Source organism: Actinomyces urinae (assembly GCF_900119695.1).
Taxonomy (GTDB): Bacteria; Actinomycetota; Actinomycetes; order Actinomycetales; family Actinomycetaceae; genus Gleimia; species Gleimia urinae.
This window is the reverse complement of sequence record NZ_LT632547.1, coordinates 1,042,304-1,062,639: the sequence shown is the minus strand read 5'-3', so window position 1 is coordinate 1,062,639 and position 20,336 is coordinate 1,042,304. Positions and strand designations below refer to the sequence as shown.

General features: G+C 55.8%; 17 protein-coding genes and 2 tRNA genes. 9 read left to right on the top strand and 10 right to left on the bottom strand.

Annotated elements, in window-relative coordinates; all coding sequences use genetic code 11:
* Nucleotides 1–48: 48 nt before the first annotated feature.
* Together BQ7114_RS06190 and BQ7114_RS06185 are read right to left on the bottom strand one after the other, a co-directional pair.
* Entirely contained in the window at nucleotides 49–1,800 is a 1,752-nt protein-coding gene (locus BQ7114_RS06190; protein WP_072343300.1) for an ATP-binding protein, read from the bottom strand.
* Between the two features lie 198 nt (nucleotides 1,801–1,998).
* Nucleotides 1,999–2,083: transfer RNA gene (locus BQ7114_RS06185), tRNA-Ser, on the bottom strand.
* 129 nt (nucleotides 2,084–2,212) lie between these two features.
* On the opposite strand from BQ7114_RS06185, the gene ybaK reads away from it, so the two are divergent.
* The 6 genes from ybaK (at nucleotide 2,213) to trxA (ending at nucleotide 8,857) form a co-directional block, all read left to right on the top strand.
* Entirely contained in the window at nucleotides 2,213–2,701 is a 489-nt protein-coding gene (ybaK, locus tag BQ7114_RS06180; protein WP_230205986.1) for a Cys-tRNA(Pro) deacylase, read from the top strand.
* 67 nt (nucleotides 2,702–2,768) lie between these two features.
* Nucleotides 2,769–5,276, top strand: coding sequence for a DNA polymerase III subunit gamma and tau (locus BQ7114_RS06175; RefSeq protein ID WP_072343294.1), 2,508 nt, complete (start codon nucleotides 2,769–2,771; stop codon nucleotides 5,274–5,276).
* A 2-nt stretch (nucleotides 5,277–5,278) separates the two neighbouring features.
* Nucleotides 5,279–5,878 carry a recombination mediator RecR gene (recR, locus tag BQ7114_RS06170; protein ID WP_016444312.1) on the top strand — a complete coding sequence of 200 codons (600 nt, stop codon included), beginning with the start codon at nucleotides 5,279–5,281 and terminating at the stop codon, nucleotides 5,876–5,878.
* A 147-nt stretch (nucleotides 5,879–6,025) separates the two neighbouring features.
* Nucleotides 6,026–7,342 carry an aspartate kinase gene (locus BQ7114_RS06165; protein ID WP_072343291.1) on the top strand — a complete coding sequence of 439 codons (1,317 nt, stop codon included), beginning with the start codon at nucleotides 6,026–6,028 and terminating at the stop codon, nucleotides 7,340–7,342.
* Complete coding sequence (locus tag BQ7114_RS06160; RefSeq protein ID WP_070665106.1) at nucleotides 7,339–8,394, top strand: aspartate-semialdehyde dehydrogenase; 1,056 nt, start codon at nucleotides 7,339–7,341, stop codon at nucleotides 8,392–8,394. The genes BQ7114_RS06165 and BQ7114_RS06160 overlap by 4 nt, the downstream gene beginning before the upstream one ends.
* 82 nt (nucleotides 8,395–8,476) lie before the next feature.
* Entirely contained in the window at nucleotides 8,477–8,857 is a 381-nt protein-coding gene (trxA, locus tag BQ7114_RS06155; protein WP_070618555.1) for a thioredoxin, read from the top strand.
* Nucleotides 8,858–8,947: 90 nt separating this feature from the next.
* Here trxA and BQ7114_RS06150 read toward each other — a convergent pair whose 3' ends face one another.
* Nucleotides 8,948–9,691, bottom strand: coding sequence for a TetR/AcrR family transcriptional regulator (locus tag BQ7114_RS06150; RefSeq protein WP_072343289.1), 744 nt, complete (start codon nucleotides 9,689–9,691; stop codon nucleotides 8,948–8,950).
* A gap of 61 nt (nucleotides 9,692–9,752) precedes the next feature.
* Here BQ7114_RS06150 and BQ7114_RS06145 point away from each other — a divergent pair, with 61 nt between their 5' ends.
* Together BQ7114_RS06145 and BQ7114_RS06140 are read left to right on the top strand one after the other, a co-directional pair.
* On the top strand, nucleotides 9,753–10,208 hold the full coding sequence (locus BQ7114_RS06145) for a (deoxy)nucleoside triphosphate pyrophosphohydrolase (protein WP_070665123.1): 456 nt from the start codon (nucleotides 9,753–9,755) through the stop codon (nucleotides 10,206–10,208).
* 41 nt (nucleotides 10,209–10,249) lie between these two features.
* Nucleotides 10,250–10,323, top strand: a tRNA-Gly gene (locus BQ7114_RS06140).
* Nucleotides 10,324–10,748: 425 nt separating this feature from the next.
* Here the strand turns inward: BQ7114_RS06140 and BQ7114_RS06135 are convergent.
* Complete coding sequence (locus BQ7114_RS06135) at nucleotides 10,749–11,024, bottom strand: glycerol-3-phosphate dehydrogenase C-terminal domain-containing protein (RefSeq protein WP_230205985.1); 276 nt, start codon at nucleotides 11,022–11,024, stop codon at nucleotides 10,749–10,751.
* 343 nt (nucleotides 11,025–11,367) lie between these two features.
* The gene (locus BQ7114_RS06130) at nucleotides 11,368–12,069 is read right to left on the bottom strand and encodes a TetR/AcrR family transcriptional regulator (protein WP_070618547.1); all 702 of its coding nucleotides are present in this window, start codon (nucleotides 12,067–12,069) and stop codon (nucleotides 11,368–11,370) included.
* 93 nt (nucleotides 12,070–12,162) lie between these two features.
* Between BQ7114_RS06130 and BQ7114_RS06125 the strand changes: the two genes are divergently transcribed.
* Nucleotides 12,163–13,386: an MFS transporter gene (locus BQ7114_RS06125; RefSeq protein ID WP_070618544.1), complete on the top strand. Its 1,224-nt coding sequence runs from the start codon at nucleotides 12,163–12,165 to the stop codon at nucleotides 13,384–13,386.
* 511 nt (nucleotides 13,387–13,897) lie between these two features.
* On the opposite strand, the gene BQ7114_RS06120 is transcribed toward BQ7114_RS06125, so the two are convergent.
* From BQ7114_RS06120 to BQ7114_RS06100, 5 genes are read right to left on the bottom strand one after another with little or no spacing between them, the layout of a single operon-like run.
* A complete protein-coding gene (locus BQ7114_RS06120; protein WP_070618541.1) occupies nucleotides 13,898–15,310 on the bottom strand; it encodes an ABC transporter ATP-binding protein in 1,413 nt (470 codons plus the stop codon).
* A complete protein-coding gene (locus BQ7114_RS06115; RefSeq protein WP_230205984.1) occupies nucleotides 15,307–16,047 on the bottom strand; it encodes an energy-coupling factor transporter transmembrane component T family protein in 741 nt (246 codons plus the stop codon). Before BQ7114_RS06115 ends, BQ7114_RS06120 begins: the two co-directional genes overlap by 4 nt.
* Entirely contained in the window at nucleotides 15,986–16,582 is a 597-nt protein-coding gene (locus BQ7114_RS06110; RefSeq protein ID WP_016444300.1) for an MptD family putative ECF transporter S component, read from the bottom strand. Before BQ7114_RS06110 ends, BQ7114_RS06115 begins: the two co-directional genes overlap by 62 nt.
* Nucleotides 16,583–16,616: 34 nt before the next feature.
* A complete protein-coding gene (locus tag BQ7114_RS06105; RefSeq protein WP_070618535.1) occupies nucleotides 16,617–18,365 on the bottom strand; it encodes an ABC transporter ATP-binding protein in 1,749 nt (582 codons plus the stop codon).
* Nucleotides 18,362–20,149, bottom strand: coding sequence for an ABC transporter ATP-binding protein (locus tag BQ7114_RS06100; protein ID WP_072343287.1), 1,788 nt, complete (start codon nucleotides 20,147–20,149; stop codon nucleotides 18,362–18,364). Before BQ7114_RS06100 ends, BQ7114_RS06105 begins: the two co-directional genes overlap by 4 nt.
* Nucleotides 20,150–20,336: the final 187 nt, after the last annotated feature.

The following is a 20,336-nucleotide window of genomic DNA, read 5'->3' as shown; positions in this document are numbered from 1 at the left end:
GTTTTGCGTATTTTGAGTGCAACTTTTGTATGTTTGACGTCCGTCCGCTCAACCGGCGACATTCGGGTTTACGTGATAGCTCGTTTTCCGCACTCCCTGGCCGCCTTGCATCACAACGAGACCTCTTTCAAGAAGTGGTTGCAAAGCGTATCTAACCTGATGAATCTCGAGCCCAACGTCGTTGGCAATCTCTTTAACAGTCGCGCTTTCTCCCCGATTTAAAAGGTCAAAAATGTTCGTGGTGTTAACGCTAAGCCCATCAAACGGATTTGAGCTGACCTGTGGTTTAGACATGTCCTCAGAAGAAGGTAGATTTTCGTTTCTGTTCTTTGCCGGTTCGGATGCAAGCACTAATTCATATCCCTCGTGGCGCACAACGCCTTGTTCTACCAGTCGTTCAACTAGCTGCTCAATATAGGTGGCAGAGCGGGTGTTATAGAGCTTTTGCAACCGCGATACCGAATATGTCTCGCCGCGCTTCAGAGCTACTAACAGGTCTTCTTGCGGGGGTTCTAACTTCACCCCAAGAGACTCCAGCCATGCCTCGTCCTCGGACGTGAAACGACTTCCCCTGAAGAAAATCACCTTGAACTTCGTGCCAGTGTCGATGAACTGCGGAGGGCGCAGGCGAGCATCTTGCATGGAGGCAAGTACTTCACGGATTCCGCCTCCTTCGCCCTCAATCACGCGGCTACCATCGGCTGTGTGGAGGTTCTTAGCGATCTCGTACAATCGCTGATTCACCGCAGCCTTTGCCAGCTCCGGGCTACTAAGTTGCTCGACCGAAAGTCCTCTTAACCCTCCTGGATTCTCAATAGTCAAAGCCGAATCTGTAACCCGGATTTCCACCCTCTTCCCCACATCCAAAGAAGGCCCCAAATCTCGGTGAACAAAAGCGTTTGCCACGATTTCGCGAACAGCGGCAGGCGGAAACTCAGGCATGTCTTCCATTTGCCCATCAACCTTGTATCTCTGGGTTGTGCGCGTGTTTAGCACGATCCATTCCAGAGCCTCACTTACAAGATCAGGTAGAGGCCCCTCCAAGTCAACAAGGCTTTGCGTTCTCTGTCCAGAACTCGTTCGGGAAAGTCGCACAGCTGCGGTCGCTCCCAACGAGGGATGGGTTCCTTGCGGGAAAATGCCAAGAGCATACATTCCAGCCAGGCGCAGGTTTCCCTCGCTGTCCAGCACATTGACCAGTTGTAGAAGGTGCTTGTCATCTTCTGTTTTCCGTAGTCGGCTACTTCGCTTACGAACGTTTGTGAGAAAAGTTTTCACAAGCTGTGGATCAAGTTCTTCAGTGCTGGTTCCGGGAATAATTTGCATATCAAACTGCTCACGCTCAGTGCCGGTGAGGGCGGCAATCTGAATCATGCGCAGATCGTTACTGTTCATCTGATAGTCGCCATCAGCCTGTCGCAAATAGGCAACCCCGTTGTGAGTAGCAGGTTTTTGTGAAGGCAGTAGCGGCTTAACAGTGACTGTAACAACCACTCGATCCTCCACTTGAATGCGCTCAAACTCTAACGCGGGAGCCGGGCTGACACTGTTGCGATTCTGCGACGCAACTGCCTTTTCAAGTTTCGCTGGATTGCTGACGCCTGTGATCTCGAACCCGGCCTGCTCGTCCACGCCAAGCAGGATAGTCCCACCTTCCGGCATGTTCGCAAAAGCGCACAACGTTGGGCCTAGTTTCGGTGTCCCACCTGCGGCACGCTTGCATTCGATCAGCGTTGTGTCGCTACCAAATGCGCGAAGATAATCAACCGTGCGGGTAAGCGTTTCCAAGTTCCAAGCCATGAATCCACTTTATAACTTTAAACTTATAAATTTGTAAGTTTAAAGTGAGAATTTATAAGTTTTATATATTTAAAGTGTTAGTTATTTTCTTACTTTCCTGTGGTTATGGGTAACTTCGGTAACCCGTAAATCCTCTGTATTTCCAAAATGTTTCCCGCATGAAATAAGGCCTCGCGCCGTGTTGCGCGAGGCCGTTTGCGGAGGATGGGGGATTCGAACCCCCGAGGGCTTGCACCCAACCCGCTTTCCAAGCGAGCGCACTAGGCCACTATGCGAATCCTCCTGTGGGTTTCCACGCGTGAGCGCGGTAACGCTTCGATAGTCTACCGAATGACGGGCGCATTAGTCGAGTTAGCATGAGTGTGACGCCTGTCAGATAGGCAACATTTGGGCGTTCAGGATGGGGGGCGTGGTGGATCAGTCGGTTTCTACTCCAGCGGTCGCGTACTTGTTGGAGGCAGGAGTCCCGTTCTCGCAACTAACCTACGAGCATTCCAGCGAGTTCGACCACGGGTTCGGCGTTGAGGCGGCACAAAAGCTTGGTTTCGATCCTGCGGAGGTGTTCAAGACCCTCCTCGTTGGCGCTGACGGTGAGATCGTGTGCGTGGTTGTGCCGGTGGATCACCGCATGTCTCTCAAGAAAGTGGCGCGAGCGGCTGGCGCTAAGAAGGCGCAGATGCTTCCGCCCGAAGTGGCGCAGCGCCGCACGGGCTATGTTGTGGGCGGGATTTCTCCATTTGGGCAAAAGCAGCAGGCGCCCGTCATCATTGACCAAAGCTGTCTGAATCAAGACTCAATTGTTGTGTCTGGAGGCCGGCGCGGTTTCTCCCTTCGCATGGATGTGCTGGATTTTGTGGACGCCGCGAAGGCGCTGGTGGAGGACGTGGTTGCGGCCTCATAAACGGGCGATTCCGCCCGGTTTGCTCTCCTTCAAAACTTTTGTCCGTGCTTAACGATAGAGTTCACTTGTGACCATAGCTTTGTATCGCCGCTACAGGCCCGACACGTTTGATGACGTGATCGGGCAAGACCACGTGACCGAACCCCTGAAGGCAGCGCTTCGGTCTAACCGCATCACGCACGCCTACCTGTTCTCCGGGCCGCGAGGATGTGGCAAAACCACGTCCGCTCGTATCCTCGCGCGTTGTCTGAACTGCGCGGAAGGCCCCACGGACACGCCCTGCGGCAAGTGCGAGTCATGCGTGGAGCTTGCCAGCGGCGGCACTGGCTCTTTGGACGTTGTTGAGATTGACGCGGCCTCGCACAACGGTGTGGATGATGCCCGTGAGCTACGTGAACGCGCGTCTTTCGCGCCCGTTCGAGACCGCTACAAGGTGTTCATCCTTGACGAGGCCCACATGGTCACAACCCAGGGCTTCAACGCGCTACTAAAACTGGTGGAAGAACCACCCGAGCACGTGAAGTTCATCTTCGCCACAACCGAGCCGGAGCGCGTGATCGGCACAATTCGTTCCCGCACGCACCACTATCCGTTCCGTCTAGTGCCCGGTGACGTCCTGCTGCCGTATTTAGCAAACCTTTGCGAGTCTGAAGGCATTGAGGTTGGCGAGGGCGTGCTAGCCCTCGTTATTCGCGCGGGCGGCGGCTCGGTTCGCGATTCCCTTTCGGTGCTTGACCAGCTGATGGCTGGAAGCATTGACTCGAAGATCCCGTATGACCTCGCTGTCGCTCTGCTTGGATACACGGACACGAATCTGCTTGACACCGCGGTTGAACAGCTCGCCAAGCGCGACGGGGCGGGCCTGTTCGCAACGATTGAGCAAATGGTTGAATCCGGCCATGATCCGCGTCGGTTTGTGGAGGACTTCCTGCAACGCCTCCGCGATCTACTGATCATCGCGGTAGCGGGCGAGCAAGCCAAAGACATTTTGGGACAGCTTCCCGCGGAACAACGCGAACGCATGTTTGCGCAAGCAAAACAGTGGGGCGCCCCCGCGCTTTCGATGGCCGCAGACCTAACCGATGAGGCGCTGCGCTCCATGGTTGGTGCCACCTCACCCAGGTTGCAACTAGAGCTGATGATTGGCCGCATTCTCGTTGAGCTAAGCGGCGCGCGAGTCCGGCCCAGCAGTGGTGAGATCGAGGCCGGCTCGGCAGGTCACTCAGCTGCGCCCTCGTTTGGTGGAGGCAGTGGCTTTAATGGGCCTGCGCAAGATGGGCCGCAAATCCTAGGCGAGGACGGCAAGCCACTGACCGGAGCCGCGCTTGCCCGCGAACAGCTAAGGCGCTCGCGGGCGCAAGACCAGGCGAATAAGCCCGCCCAGGCCGCTCCCGGCACAAGTGCCCCTGCGCACCAGCAGGCCCCGAAACAGCAGGCGCCACAAAGAGCAGGAGGAGCGCAGGCACAAGCTCCCCAACAAACATCGGCCCCACAGGGACAGGCTCCGCAACGGCCAGAACCTGCACAAACTCCTGCACCCGCCCCAACCGCGCAATCTGCGCCAGTGCCGGAGTCTAAGCCCGAGTCTCAATCGCAGTCGAAGCCTGAAGCGGCACCTGCCGATCAGAAGCAAGCCACGTCCTCGCCCGCACCGGGCAACGTGACCGCAAACCTGCACGGCAAGTGGGACCAGTTCGTAGAAGCCGTGCGCGTAATCATGCCCTCCTCCGCCTTCCTGATTGGGGAGCACGCCAAACTAATCTCAGAAGACTCCGCAACCGTTATTCTCGGGTTCGCAAACCAAGGGCTTGCGAACGTGTTCCTCAACCGACACCAAGACACCGCACTAAAAGCCATCCAAGTAATAACCGGCGTATCAAAAACCATCCATGTTCAAGTGGGTGGCCAGCCGGCGTCTTCGATTCCTGCGCAGCCGCCACACGGTAACCAGGAACCTGCTAACGCCAATAACGCGCACAGCCGCAATCAGACAAGTAGCCGGCCGGGTTTCAACCAGGTAAATAATGGGCGCGAACACGCGGCAAACCGCGCTACTCAAAACGAGCCAGCTTCAGACGACAACGAGGACACGGCGTGGCCCACGGTCCGCGCAGTACCCAACGCCCAGCCGCGCACTCCAGAACAGCAGGCCGCCACGGCAAGTCCGAATGCTGACGGCCAACTAAACAGCCAGGCTCGTGAACAGGGTGCGCACGCTGAACAGGTCCGGTCCAGCGCTGCAGAGCCTGACCAGCCTCCGCGCCCACACGTCCTCACAGAACCGTCACAGCAGAGCGCGCGCTCGCAGGAGACCGCTGGCCCTCAAGAGTCCTCGCGTCCACAGGAATCCTCGCGCCCGCACAGCCCAACAGCTGCACCCCCACAAGCCGCCCCCGAACCGCCACAGGAAACTGCGCCAACCTCGCAGCCCGAAGAGTCGGAGTACGACTTCGACACTGGCGGGGCTAATATGGACGACGCCGACGCTGAAAACTCAAAACTCGTGGGGCTCCCCCTAGTTGAAAAGATGTTCGGCGCAACAATCATCGAAGACACGAGTGAAGGAAACAAATAGCCTTGTACGAAGGTGCAGTCCAAGACCTCATCGATGAACTCGGGGCGCTCCCCGGCATCGGCCCAAAATCCGCCCAACGCATAGCGTTCCACATTCTTGGAACCGACCGTGAAGACGTAATGCGCCTGGCACGCGCACTCCAAGTAGTCAAAGAAAAAGTCCGATTTTGCACCATCTGCGGCAACATCGCAGAAGAAGAAACGTGCAACATCTGCCGCGACGCACGCCGCGACCAAACCATCATTTGCGTAGTTGAAGAAGCCAAAGACGTTGAAGTCATCGAACGCACCGGGTCCTACCGCGGTCTCTACCACGTGCTTGGCGGCGCCATCGATCCAATCCGTGGCATCGGGCCTGACCAGCTGCGTATCCGCGGCCTCATGAGCCGCCTATCCTCCAACCAAATCAACGAAATCATCATCGCCACCGACCCCAACATTGAAGGCGAGGCCACCGCAACCTACCTCGCCAGAATGCTAGACACCATGGGAGTGCCCGCATCACGCCTCGCTCTTGGCCTGCCAGTTGGTGGAGACCTCGAATACGCAGATGAAGTCACCCTGGGCCGCGCCTTCGAAGGCCGCCGCACCATCGGAAGTTAACCAAACCTGCTCCTAGAAGCGTAAAAAAGGTCACAATTTTGGCCAAAATGTTCGCAAGGTGGATCCAACAAACACGCTTCCCACTACCGCGCCTACACTGATCACAACATCAGTGGCAATGCCACCCACAACATAGAAGAGGTCGACGTGGCGCTAATAGTGCAAAAATACGGCGGGTCATCCGTATCAGACGCGGAAGCAATGAAACGCGTTGCCAAACGTATTTGCGACACCCACCATGCGGGCCACAAACTCGTAGTGGTCGTATCCGCAATGGGAGACACAACTGACGACCTACTTGACCTGGCGGGCCAGCTAACCGAAGAGGCCCCCCAGCGTGAAATGGACATGCTCCTATCCGCGGGTGAACGTATCTCAATGTCGCTACTCGCCATGGCCATCAACCAAATGGGCGTGCCCGCAGTGTCATACACGGGAGCGCAGGCAGGCGTCCTCACCGACAGTCACTTCGGCAAAGCCCAAATCACAGGCATGGTGCCAGAACGAGTTGCCCGTTCCATTCGCGAGGGCCAGGTCGCCATCGTTGCTGGATTCCAAGGCGTGTCTTCCGATGATGACGTCACCACGCTCGGTCGCGGCGGCTCCGACACTACGGCAGTTGCCCTCGCAGCCGCCCTCCACGCTGATGTTTGCGAAATCTACACGGACGTTGACGGCCTCTACACCGCAGACCCGCGCATCGTGCCAACCGCAAGGCGCGTGCGCAGGCTCCGTCAAGAAGAAACCCTAGAGCTTGCGGCTCACGGCGCTAAGATCCTTCACCTTCGCGCAGTCGAGTTTGCGCGCAGGTACAACGTTCCCCTTCACGTGCGCTCCTCGTTTTCCGATAAGGATGGAACGTGGATCGCGAACTCTGACGCGCACCCCGAACTTGTTGGCCTCGTGCCAGATGCAGCCCTAAAAACCCTAGAGGAGGATCAAGTGGAAGCTCCCGTTATTTCCGGCATCGCGCATGACCGCAGCCAAGATAAGATCACGATCGTTGGAATCGCGGACGCGCCCGGCATGGCGGCGCGCCTCTTCCAAATCGTTGCGGCAGCCGGCGCGAATATCGACATGATTGTGCAGAACATCCCCACGTCTGGAACGGGCCGGGCGAATATTTCGTTCACGCTTCCCGGAGATGACGCCGAGCGCACTATCGCCGCGATCGAGGCGGCCAAAGATGAGCTGGACTACCAGGATCTGCGCTACAGCCCCGGCGTCGGCATCCTTTCGCTCGTGGGCGCGGGAATGAGGACCAATCCGGGTGTTTCCGCCAAACTGTTCGGCTCCCTGTCAGACGCGGGGATCAACATTGACATGATTACGACGTCCGAGATCCGCATCTCGGTTGTCACCAAACTTGAAGACTTGGATCGGGCTGTGCGCGCCGTGCACTCGGCGTTTGGCCTTGATTCCACTGAATCCGAAGCCGTTGTTTATGGAGGTACGGGACGATGAAAGAACTAACTCTCGCTGTTGTTGGCGCCACCGGCCAGGTGGGCCACGTGATGCGCCAGATCCTAACCGAACGCGATTTCCCGGCCACAAAGGTGCGTTTCTTCTCCTCGTCGCGCTCGGCGGGCACAAAACTCCAGTACTGCGGTGAAGAAATCGTGGTCGAGGACGTCGCTACCGCTGATTACTCCGGCATCGACATCGCGATTTTCTCTGCTGGGGGAGCCGCTTCGCGCGAGTACGCACCAAAGTTTGCCGAGGCCGGAGCAGTGGTTGTAGACAACTCGTCCGCGTGGCGTAAGAACCCGGATGTGCCGCTGGTGGTCAGCGAGGTCAACCCGCAGGCTATGAAGTCGCGCCCTCTGGGCATTATTGCGAATCCGAACTGCACGACGATGGCGGCAATGCCTTCGCTGAAAGTTCTTCACGAAGAGGCCGGTTTGAAGCGCCTCATGGCGTCCTCCTACCAGGCCGTATCAGGTTCGGGTCTGGCGGGCGTGCGTGAGCTCATCGACCAGGTTGAGGCTGGCGTGAAGCAGGACTTGCAGGCGCTCACCACTGACGGCAAGGCAGTTAAGTTGCCCGAACCAAAAACGTACGTGGCGCCTATCGCGTTCAATGTGGTGCCACTAGCAGGTGGCCTCGTTGATGATGGTTCTTTGGAAACGGATGAGGAGCAAAAGCTTCGCGACGAATCGCGCAAGATTCTAGGCATTCCAACGCTTGCGGCCTCCGCAACTTGTGTGCGCGTGCCGGTGTTTACGGGCCACACGCTCACGGTTCACGCCGAGTTTGAAAAGCCGATCAGCGTGGAGCGTGCTAAGGAACTTTTGCAGGAGGCTCCTGGCGTCCAGCTTGTGGATGTACCTACTCCGCTGGCGGCCGCTGGCATGGATGGAACGCTGGTGGGCAGGATCCGCCAGGATCAGGCAGTTCCGGATGGGCGCGGCCTGGTGTTTGTGGTTGCGGGTGACAATCTGCGAAAGGGCGCCGCGCTTAATGCGGTGCAGGTTGCGGAGCTTGTTGCCAAGGAGCTTTCCGGCTCGGTTGCCTAGATCACTCACTGCTACGGAATACATTCGTAGCGCTTGTGGTTTAGGGTGTTAGCAACGCAAATAACTTTTGGAGGGTTACCTAATGGCAACTGTTGATGTGGACTTCGAGAAGTTCGGTAAGACCATTGAGGAAAACGATATTGTCCTAGTGGACTTCTGGGCAGCGTGGTGCGGTCCGTGCCGCATGTTCGGTCCGATCTACGAGGAGGCTTCGAACCGTCACGAAGACGTAGTTTTCGCGAAGGTTGATACGGAGGCCGAGCAACAGCTGGCCGTTGCCGCGCAGATCCAGTCGATTCCAACTCTGATGGCGTTCCGCGAGGGGCTCGCAGTGTTCCGCCACTCTGGCGTGCTACAAGGCGAGGCTCTGGATGACATCATCCGTCAGATTAAGGAGCTGGATATGGACGAGGTCCGCAAGCAGATCCAGCAGGCTGATGGTGAAGGCACGGAAGGCAACTAACGCCAAAGTGTGAAAGGTTCAGGCACGCGATATGCGTGCCTGAACCTTTTTACGTGCCCGAACCCTTTTGTAGTGTCTGTGAGCGCGGGGTTAGCGCGCGGTTTTGTAATGCATGGCTCCGGTCACGGGGCAACGAGCCTGCGCGCTCTGTTTGGCAAGGTCAAGCTGGTTGGCATCGTCGTCGCGATTGTTGAGGATGGAGAAGTTGAACCTCAAGTTCGCGACAGCTGGATCAATGTGGTTGATATCGGATTCGGCTGCCCCGAGGCCTCGCAAAATGAATGCCTCAGTGCAGGCCATGACGTTGCTACGCTCTTGCGGATTGGCGGGCAGGTCAATGTTGGACAGGCAGGAGAGCACCAGGCGCACCGTGCTAGCGTCCGGGTTTTGAGTGATTTTGCCGGCCTCGTATGCGCCGTTCAAAAGCTGGTAGATGATGTGCTGAATTGTGCGGGCGTGTTGTTTGAGTTGCTGTTGTGGAACCGCCGAAGTGATGCGTAGCGGATAGCTGAAGTGGTTTTGGTTTCGAAGCTCTAGCTGGGCACGGATGTAGACGCGCAGCTGCTGAATCGGATCATCGATGATGCTGAGAGTTTCGCCGAGCGTCCTGGTGAAGCGCTTTGTGCTCTCAAGGGTGAGCGCCACCAGCAGGCTTTCTTTGTCTTCGTAGTGGTTGTAAAAAACGGTTCGGCCGATGCCTGCGCGCCTCGAGATTTGGGCGATCGAGATTTGCTCGAAGGAGTATTCGCGCATGAGCGATGCGAGCGCGGCAAATAGGGCATCGCGGGTATTTTCGCGGTGTTCGGCAAGGTTTGTCCCAGAGATTTTCGGCATAGATGTATTGTGACATTTTTCCCGTAAGTGTCGCAAAATCGTTTTGGGTAGACTCGAGGGCGTGAAGAAACTTGTAGTGGCAGCAGCTTTCATGCGCGGTGAAGGTGCAAAAGCGCAGGTGTTCGCGGCCGCGCGGGCATATCCTCAAGAGCTTCGCGGCTTGTATGAGCTGCCGGGCGGCAAGGTCGAACCGGAGGAGCGGCCCAGCGATGCCCTCGTTCGTGAAATCCGCGAGGAGCTAGGGTGCGACATCGAGCTTGGCCAACCGGTTTTGTCAAAGGACGAGGACGGAGCATGGCCGGTGCTGGGCGGACGGCGAATGCTGGTGTGGCTGGCTCGCCCGATTGGATCCCCGCAGGTGGGTGACGGTCACTTGGAGGCACGATGGGTGGCTGCCAGCGACCTGCATGAGATCACGTGGATAGAGCCGGATGTGCCGATTGTGGAGGCCGCTTTCAAACTGTATGCGCACGGGCTAGATAGTTTTGGCGCGTGCGAGGGACCGGCTATATACTGATCGGGCAACTAGACGCCAGATATGCCTGGTTTCTGGTGCTTGCGGGTGTAGTTCAATGGTAGAACATCAGCTTCCCAAGCTGAGAACGCGGGTTCGATTCCCGTCACCCGCTCCAACATGACGTCGAAAATGATAAGTAGGCGTTTGCGTTAGTGCGTACGCCCCAAGGGGGTCAAGAAAATCGCTTGCGTTAGCGGATTTGGGTTTTCCGTTACCTAGTATCCTGTTTTCCCTGTTCAGGTAGGGTGTCGGGGTTCAACTCGCTAACGGAGATGAAAAATGCGCCTCTGTGACCCGGCGTTAACGGTGGATCAGTGGTGTTGGTTCTAGGTTAGTAAACTTAGAATGATATTGTCTTATTTTCGGGCATTAGCCCGAATACCGCGTTATCGAAAGTGCTTTTAAAGCAAGCGCCTAAAACTGAATTTTGCTCTGTTGCCAGAGAGGGCCTATTGGCATCCTAAGTACGTCTAAGGCCTTGGAGTACACGCCTCCAAGGCCTTAGAGTCAGCGATTTAAAGGGCAAAAATCCCCACGGCTTTAACCGTCAATTTGCGGAGCCACATCAACAAATTCGGTTATAGGCACCGCCTGCTCACGTACCTTTTGAGCTTCGTCTTCGCTAACTATCCCCTCCGCCTTTTCTTCGGCATCACACCGGGCCTTGTAGTTTTCTATCTCATGCGCCTTGGCCGCCTCGTCCCAGCCAAGAATATCCGCAGCTATTTTCGCAACCTCGTCAATAGCAGCCAATCCGCGATTCCGATGCTCGTAACAGAGTCTGGTGCGGCGCGCCAGTAAGTCTTCCACATGCAAAACACCCTCATATAAAACACCAAACGCTATTTCTGCACGTCGAGATGGAGGTTTCCTCTTCGTCCATACGCAATAGGCTGGGCTTAGGCTTCGGTATAGGCTGCGGATTCCTGGGAGAAGCCTGCGTGCTGTGAAGAGCGATATTTAGTTCATTGATGGTGACGTATTTGATGTAGTCGTACCAGTTGTTTGGGAAGCTCTGGATATAGTGGATTTTCTTGTGTTTATTGGAAAATCGCAGGAAATAGAGTGAGAGGCTGAAAGGCTCTGTTCTTAGCTGGATGCCTTGCGATTTTGGGCAATATTTTATGAGTATTGATGATTTCTCTTGTTCACGGGTTCGTTAGGCGTTTTCGCGAGGCAAAATCGCTATCTCTAAACCGGCGAGTACGACTTCCATGATGATTTCAAAGTATTCCTGACTCATGCGGTCTTCATTTTTCGGGTTGGCTAGCGGAATTAAGTAGCCCTGGATGATGTCAGCCAGCGTTGTGGAGCAGACAGCTAGGGGCTGAAGTTGGGTAATCATTTGGCCTAGGTCGTGGCGCTGTTCCTGCTTGGTTGGGCTGCGCAAGTTGCGAGCAGTAATGCTCCACAGCATCGTGTTGATGATAATTGAGTATGCGATGTGAATGTACTTGCTAAAACCAGCATCCCGTAGTTTTTCGTAAGCCACCTCCAAGATTGGTATCAACGCGGCGTTCATATGTCCATACATCAGTTTGTCGGTGACTCCGGGGAATTCAAGAAAGACAGGCCTGACATTTTCTGCTAGGGAGATGAACCAATCTTTCCATTCCAGCTGCTCGTCCGGTAGTTCGATGGTGCTAGTGATCTCGCCTATTACAGAAGCGGTAATGGCGTCACGGTTTTGGTAATGGTGGTAGATGACAGAGGGAACTACTCCCAGACGCTGCGCAAGGTCACGAATCGACCATTTTTCTAGACCGCACTCTCGGGTCAGTTCCATTGCGGTGTACATGATCTTTTCCTGCGTCAGCCAGGCGCGTCTACCCGTGTTTACCCGCTTGTCTTTATTCCCCACGAAAACAGCATACCCTCAACCTCGACAATACTAGAACATTGTTCTAGTATTGTCTCAGCTTGATTGGTAGCTCACTTTGGAAAGGATGTTTTAATGTGCGCCACTAATGAACGAAACGAGAAAGTCGAATCAAAAATAACGGGACTGTTTCCCCTGTTTTTGACGGTGCTACTGGCATATATGGGGCAGATGATTCTTAATCCAATTCTGGCTCCACTATCGCGCGAAATCGGGCTGAAGGAATGGCACATTGGCGCCACCATTTCGTTAGCAGCCATAATGTTTTCTCTTACCTCCACCAGGTGGGGACGGGTCTCATTGCGATGGGGATCTCGGCGTATCTTGCTTATTGGCATGCTTGCCGGAATCCTGGCTCTAAGCGGATTCGCTATGGTGGTGTGGCTAGGATTTAAGGGTCTGCTCACCGGCATAGCGTTGATCATAGGAGTAGTCATAACTAGGGGCGTGCTGTACGGCGGTGCCATCGCATCAGTTTCCCCAGCCGCGCAAACCTACGTTGTGACTCATACCTACAATGAGACGCAACGGGTAAAAGGTCTGGGAGTCTTGGGCGCTGCACAAGGATTCTCGTCTATTCTTGGAGCCTTATTGGGCGGCAGCCTTGCAGCTATAGGAGGTTTCATGATGCCCCTGCTGGTGATGCCTCTGGTCATGCTTTTAGGCGTTGCCGTTTTACTGCTAACATTCAAACCCACAGGTAGCGAAGAAAAAGTCGCTCAACCGGCAAAAGTTTCCTATTTTGATTCAAGAGTATTCGTGTTCCTGGCTTGCGGTTTCCTAATGTTTACCGCTTTTTCTACCGTGGCTACACTTTTCGGCTTTTTACTGCAGGATGTTTTGAATCTAGCGGCCGGCGCCACAGCAGGGCTCACCGCTTTGTGCATGTCAATAATGGGTTTGGTCATGATACTTGCGCAGGCCTTGGTGGCTCCAAGGTTAAACTGGGGTGCTAAAAAACTCTTTAGAAGAGGATTAATAATCGTTCTTCTCGGGTTACTACTCTTGGTTTATCCACTAAATCTTGGACTGTTCATCGTGGCCAGCATCTTGACAGGCTTTGGTCTAGGCCTGGCGATGCCTGGCTACAACACGGCGCCTACTTTGCAAATGAAGCCCGAAGAACAAGGTGGGCTAGCCGGGTTGATTAATGCTAACAATGGTGCAGCCTATGTAGTGGCACCGATAGCCTCCACCGCACTTTACGGACTCTCTCCGTGGCTACCAATGACATGTTGCGCAGTCCTGATAGCTGCGGCAGTTTTGCTGAGTTTTTACCATCCCGAGTTCCGCAAATAATCTCCTTATGATTAGAAGCAAAAACCATAAAAATCCCTGCTAAAGCGGTATTGACTTCAGCAGAACTATGATGTCTAGTCGCTACGAGATTCAAACAAACTCAAACGTCTCAAAAACCCCATGCAAACACGAGGTCATTCAGCTCAATCGCTTGTAATGGTGTGTATATTCTTCTTGGTAATGACCCTGAAGCTATTGAGAATACCTAGTGTTACATCGGCAAGATAGAAAACTTTGTTGAGCGCTTACGCGATCATGACAAAAAGAAGCCGCAGTGGGAAAGAGAATCAGCCAACGAGTGGACAACATCGACCAGGGGAGTGCCAAGCTTCCCGTCATAAACGCGCCGATAGCTTGCACCAAAACGATGCTAAACACGAGTCCGAATGCGATGGCGAGCTTTTTTCGCAGGTGTGAATCTGTGGCGGCTTCTTGCGCGCTTGGCCCATGATCGTGGTGATGCTCGCTCATGATGACCCCCTTCTAGAAACTCGGCTCGTGAATCCCTCGTTCACTCCTGTAGACACATGTCTGAGCAGGCGTTGATTTGGTCAAGGCGGACGCTATGGTCGGCGACCTCGGTAACGAGTTCAGCGTCGTGGGTGATGACAATGACGACGGCACCAGTGTCAGCGAGTTTACGCATTACTCGGGAAATCGCGACAAGGTGTTTGTAGCCAACACCGGACGTGGGCTCGTCGAAGATGTAAACTTTCTTGTTCGCAGCAAGCGCTGTAGCAATAACCAGACGTTGACGTTGCCCGCCAGAGAGTGCTTGCGGATGATCAGCCTCGTGGTCGGCAAGGTCGAGTTCTTCAAGGATCGCGTGGGCATCGATGTGTTGCTTTTCGGCTTTGGTCGTGCCGAGCGTGACTTCGTCGATGACGGTATCTGAGAACAACTGTCGGGTGGGGTCTTGCATGACGAGATATGCGTCTCGGCTGGCGAATTTTTGTCCGCCGAGTGTGATGGATGCATGTTTGGCTTTTTCTAGTCCGCAAACAATGCGTGCCAGAGTTGATTTCCCTGAACCGCACGGGCCGAGGAGCGCCGTGATTTTCCCCGCCGGAAACAACACGTGGTTAATATTGAGGACTGTGTTTCCATGACGGTAGGCAAAGGTGAGGTTGTCGATCGTGAGCCCGTTCCCTGCCGGTGGCGGGAGTTGTGGAATGGGCACGGGAACAAGGGACCGTAGTCCAAGGTGTTTGCGTTCCGCCTCTGGCGTGGCGTAGAACTCTTCGCCGGTTGCGGTGAGGGCTATCTTGCCTTTGTCGAAACAGTAGACACGGTCAGCGATCCCGGAAAGGAAACTTAGCCGGTGTTCAGCAATGATGATGGTGTGTCCATCAGCTTTGAGCCTGGCGATGAGTGTGGCGAGTTGGTCGATAACGTCAGCGGACAAGTTCGCGGTTGGCTCGTCAAAGACGATCATCGACGTGTTGTTGCACATGGCGACGGCGCAGGCCACGCGTTGCATCTGCCCACCCGACAGTTGTGTGACGCGGGATTCCAGCAGGTCGGCGATACCTAACTCGGCTGCAACCTCGTCAATGCGGGCACAGATTTCCTGCGGGTCGCGGCCGAGGTTTTCTGGGCCGAAGGCGAGTTCTTGGCGCACGTGAGTGGTGTAGAACTGGGTGCGCGGGTTTTGAAACACTGTCGAACAGTGGTGGGCAAGGCGTGGCAGGTCTGTTTGTGCCACGTCAATGTCGTCGACTGTGACGCTTCCGGTGAGGTCGCCGTCGTGGAAGTGTGGGATGAGCCCGTTAAATAGCCGTAGTGCGGTGGTTTTTCCTGACCCTGACGCGCCACACAGCAAGGTGACGGTTCCGGGTGTGATGGTGATGGTTGCGTCGTTGATTGAGGGGTGGTCTGCTCCTCGATAGGTGAAGGTGACCCCAGTTGCTTGGGCTATTGTCATAGGACGATTCTCCATATCGCGAAGCCGATAACGATGAGCAGAATGACTGCGTCGATCACACGGAATTTCACGACTGTGACTGAGGTGGGCTTTGCGGTTCCGCCCAGTCCGCGCACGAGGGCGGCCGATGCCAGTTCGTCCCCGCTGCGTACCACGGTAGATAGCAGCGGGATTGTGAAGTATTGCGCCGCACGCAGTGAGAGCACGGACATGCCGCGTAGTTTCATGGCATCTGAGATCGCTTTAACCTCGTGGCCGATCACGGGCAGCACACGTAAGGCAACCGAGATTGGGATTGTGAAACAGGTCGGGATCCGTGAGCTGGCGAGTGCTTTTTGCAAGGTGGCGGGTCGGATCACGCCGATCGCGTAGGCTCCCATTCCTGCGCTGACGCTGAATCGCCACATCCACTGCAGAAACAGCACGAGGAACGCGCTGGCTGTTGATTTCCAGACCAGGGGTATCACATAAACGAGTGTGCCGAGGACCGCAAACGTGGCGAGGTAGCCTGCTACCCAGCTGGGGCGCACGAGCGTGTTGGGGTTGATCGCAGCGCTCGTCAGCATCACGGCGGCGAATCCGCCCAGAGTACACACGAACCACGGCGAGTAGGCACTGTAGATCGTGGTGGAGACGATGACGAGCGCTGCGATAATGGTGCGCGGGTCGGGAAGTTTAGACAAGACCGGCCCGTTCAAAGTGTTTGCGCGCGACCCTGGTTCCCAACAGACCAGCAAGCCAGCCCACGATGAGCATCACGCCGAAGAAGCCCAGCAGAATCGGAATCGTGACGACCTGTGCCATCTTGGCGGCATACTCGGCACCCATTTGTTCGGCGATTTGCGACATATATGCGTCTTGGTTCATAAATAGCGGCATCCACGGTGACACGTAGATCGGCAGAATAAACAGTGCGTATGCCAGCGGAACGCGAACCTTAACGTTCTTCGGTCCCTTGGTGATGACTAGGTCGGCGAGCAGGCCGAATACAGCGGCCACCGCGATGCCTCCCACCCAGTGGCCGGTCACGAAAAAGAGGATTTCGATGATAATCAGCATGATTGTCAACGCCCCCATCTTCGGAGTGCGTGCTGTGAACAGCGCAAAGACGATGCCGTTAACGAGGATAGAAAGCAAGAAACCGGCATACATGGCGGCGGGGATGAACCCGAGCATTCCGAATGCAAACACGATGACGAACATCAAGGCGGTGAAGACGCCAATGTTGATGAAGTCGCGCGCGTTGAGGCGCGAGGATGTGGGTGTGGACATAGTTTTTCCTTTCATGTGCTTATACGTGCTGTGTTTAGACGAGTTGCCATCCGGCTGCGTTGATGCGTTCTTGCCAGAAATCGCGGTATTGACCTGGCTGGTTGACCAGCTCGTCGTGGCACCCGCGCTGAGCGATACGCCCACCGTGGGAGAGCACAATGATTTGGTCAGCTTGTCGAATGGTTTCAAGTTTGTGGGCGATGACAATCAGTGTGGAGTGTTTGCGTAGCTCATTCATCGCCGCAACAATATTGGCTTCATTTTCCGCGTCCAACGCGCTAGTGGCCTCATCGAAAAGCACGATCGGGGCCTTCTTCACCAAAGCGCGGGCGATAGAGACGCGTTGGCGTTCCCCACCCGACAGTGCACGCCCGCCAGAACCCGCCAATGAATTCCAGCCGTCTGGGAGCCGGTTGACGATTTCCGTCACGCCCGACAGGTCAGCCGCCCACCTGATTTCTTCATCGGTGGCTTCGGGGTTGCCAAGGCGAATGTTGGCTTCGAGAGTGTCGTTGAATAAGTAGACGTCTTGGAAGACAAGAGACACCTGGCGCATCAAATCTTCGGTGGTCTGCTCGCGCACGTCCACTTCGCCAACGCGCACGCTGCCGGACTGCACATCCCAGAAACGTGCAACCAACCGGGCGATCGTCGTCTTCCCGCACCCAGATGGACCAACCAGGGCACACATGCCACCTTGCGGGACATGGAAGGAAATATCACGGAGAACCGGGGTGTCCGGATCGTAGCCGAAGGTGACGTCCTCGAAACGAACATCACCAGGGGCGTTTATCGGTGTAGAGGCATCGGGTTCGGACAGTTCGGGGGCATCCATGACCTTGTCGACGTGATTCATCTGCTGGCGGCGTTCTTCCAGCCCGGTCATGCAGCCACCGATGTCTTGGAGCATGGTGGTGAACCGCAGACACATGCCGATTGTGACCACAGCGTTCAACGCGCTCACCTGCCCGCCGAGGGCGAGTTGGGCGGTCAGCCAGATCATCACCACAATGAGTGCTTGAACGAACATCCCATTAATCAGGTTCGCTAATGTTTCGATCCACAATGCTTTGCGACCCTTGCGGTCAGCCTGGTCGAAAGCCCGATCAAGGGCCGGGTAGTCGTCGGCGACATGGCAGGAACGCAGCGCACCTTGACAGGTGGCGAATTCGACCATGCGAGCCGCCAGCTCCGATTCGGCTGGTTCGGAAACCTGCTTACCTTTATCAAGAAGCACACGGGAAATATGGAGGAAGGCGAGCATGATCGGGAAGGCGATCGTCAAGGTCAGTCCCAGCCGCCAATCCCAGAACCAGGTTCCCACAGTGATCACCAGCACGGCCGAGAGTTTTTGGACGAGGGAGAAAATGAAATGTGCCGCCGACTCGCCCAAGTTCATCATTTCCTGGGTGACCATACGCGACAGCCGTCCAGAACTACCCGAATCGAACACTCCCAACGGTAGGCGGGCTACCTTGTTGCCGACCGCTTGGTGGACGTCGTGAATGAATCCGAGCGCGCCGATATAGCCGGTGCGCATGCCATAAAACTCCGTGCCCACGCCCAGCATCGCGATCACCGCCAAGGCGATGAGCCAGCCCGAAAACGATAACCCCCACACCGGCATTCCGGTCGCTAGGGCACTTGCGGCGGGAAGCAAAATCAGCAGGGCAAAGCCGTGACACAGTCCTGATACCGCACCCCACGCTTGACCGACCGAGAGGTCTCGCCACGAGGCGGGTTCCATCAAACGCTTAAAGCGTGGCAACAATATTTGATTCATTGTGTCATCTCCTCGCATGCACCTTGGGCAAGAAGTGCCTGATAGTGCGCATTACCCAACAACTCGTCGTGTTTACCGACCACAGCAATGCGCCCGCGTTCCATGACGACAATCTGATCCGCGCCCCTGATCGAGGCCAGTCGGTGGGCGATCACAATCACGGTTCTGCCTTTGGCAAGAGTCGAGAGAGCTTGTTGGATTTTCGATTCCGATTCCGGGTCCGCCATCGCCGTCGCCTCGTCCAGCACCAACACTGGGGCATCAACCATGAGCGCGCGGGCGATCGCGATACGGGCTGCCTGTCCGCCCGAAACGTGGGTGTCCTCTCCCAACACGGTGTCGTAACCATCTGGCAGGCTCATGATGAACTCGTCGATCTGCGCTGCCCTCGCCGCCTGCCGCACCTGATCTAAGGTTGCGTCTGGCGCGCCCAGGGCAATGTTGTTGTGGATGGTGTCGCGAATAAGCTGTGCATCTTGCAGGACGAATGCGACCGTCGAATACAACACGTCCTGGGAAATGCTCTTTAGATCAACCCCGCCGATGGTGATCGTGCCAGCGTCCGGGTCATCAAAGCGGGCCATCAAACTCGCCAACGTCGACTTCCCCGCACCCGACGGGCCAACCAGCGCGGTCACCGTGCCTGCCGGAATGCTCAGGCTTACCTCGTCTAATGCCTGGGTGTCGTCATAGGTATACGACACACCCCGAATCTCGATATCATGACCGTGTGGTGTCTGTGGTGCATCGGGTTGGCTCAATGCCGGTAGCTCCATCACCGCAACGAGGCGCACCGCAGCCGATCCCGCAAGCTGGTAAGACCAGGCGATGGTTGCGACTGTCATCAACGCTCCCGGCAGCACCAAGGCGATCAACGTCGTCGTTATCACCTCGTAGATGCTCACCCAACCGGCGTTCATCATCAACGCGCCACCGCCAAGGTTCACGATCAACAACACCGGGATCGACACCCACGAAAATGAGGCGACCGACATCGACACCAGCGGCATACACCACGCTCGGTAGAACTTAGAAAACTCGTTAGCTGCATCTAAATAGGCTTTATGTGCTTGGCCGACCTTGCCGAATGCTTTCACCACTGAGATACCGGCAACGAACTCGGCCATCGTTGCCGAAACCTGAGCGAGCTTGGTATCCATTTGCGCGGTCTTCTCATTCATCCCACGCATCGACATGCCATACATGCCCACATAGAGCGGGATCGTCGCAATCGACAGCAACGCGAGTCGCCAATCCACCACAAACGCATACATCAACAAGGCGAGCGGGGATACGATCGCGTTCAGTTTCTCTATCGGCCCGTGCGCGATTACTGTGTGCACCGTGGCCGTATCATCCTGAATGGTCTTGCGGATCTTCCCCTCACCCTCGCGGGTAAACCACGACAGCGGAGCAGCCGACATTCGGGCGGCAATTTGCCGACGCATCTGGTTACGCAACGACAGGTCAATAAAATGCGTCACGCCCAATGCAACAAAATATAAGCTCAACCGGGCCATGTATGCGCTGACGAGGAGTATGACGATCCAGTTCACCCGCGCCGGGTCCACCTGGTCTTGCATAAGCTCTCTGCCAAGCTCCACCAGAGCCACATACGGGGCAATAGCCAACACGCCAGAGAGAAAAGCCAAAACCTGCGCGACGAACAGCTTGCCTTTCACTGGCTGCGATAGTTGACGGATCGCGTTCTGGCCAGCGACAGATTTTTCCTTCGCGGACCCATACTCGCCGTCAACAACCTGATCCATTGCACTATCGTCCATGCAAACACCATCCTTATTAGGCAAGGCTAACCTTATCTAAATTCTGGAAGATGTACCTAACCGTGCACGTAAACCGATACGAGCATCACCCTTTCAAGGCCATACTCACCTGTTCACCAGTGCGGAATACGAACCGGATTGTATCCTCAGATCAATTCCGTGCCGTGATACCATGGTGAGTCCACGC

Coding starts and splice junctions, on each gene's coding strand:
- BQ7114_RS06190 (WP_072343300.1), bottom strand. CDS start 1,800: ATGGCTTGGAACTTGGAAACGCTTACCCGCACGGTTGATTATCTTCGC.
- BQ7114_RS06160 (WP_070665106.1), top strand. CDS start 7,339: ATGAAAGAACTAACTCTCGCTGTTGTTGGCGCCACCGGCCAGGTGGGC.
- trxA (WP_070618555.1), top strand. CDS start 8,477: ATGGCAACTGTTGATGTGGACTTCGAGAAGTTCGGTAAGACCATTGAG.
- BQ7114_RS06150 (WP_072343289.1), bottom strand. CDS start 9,691: ATGCCGAAAATCTCTGGGACAAACCTTGCCGAACACCGCGAAAATACC.
- BQ7114_RS06125 (WP_070618544.1), top strand. CDS start 12,163: ATGTGCGCCACTAATGAACGAAACGAGAAAGTCGAATCAAAAATAACG.
- BQ7114_RS06120 (WP_070618541.1), bottom strand. CDS start 15,310: ATGACAATAGCCCAAGCAACTGGGGTCACCTTCACCTATCGAGGAGCA.
- BQ7114_RS06110 (WP_016444300.1), bottom strand. CDS start 16,582: ATGTCCACACCCACATCCTCGCGCCTCAACGCGCGCGACTTCATCAAC.
- BQ7114_RS06105 (WP_070618535.1), bottom strand. CDS start 18,365: ATGAATCAAATATTGTTGCCACGCTTTAAGCGTTTGATGGAACCCGCC.
- BQ7114_RS06100 (WP_072343287.1), bottom strand. CDS start 20,149: ATGGACGATAGTGCAATGGATCAGGTTGTTGACGGCGAGTATGGGTCC.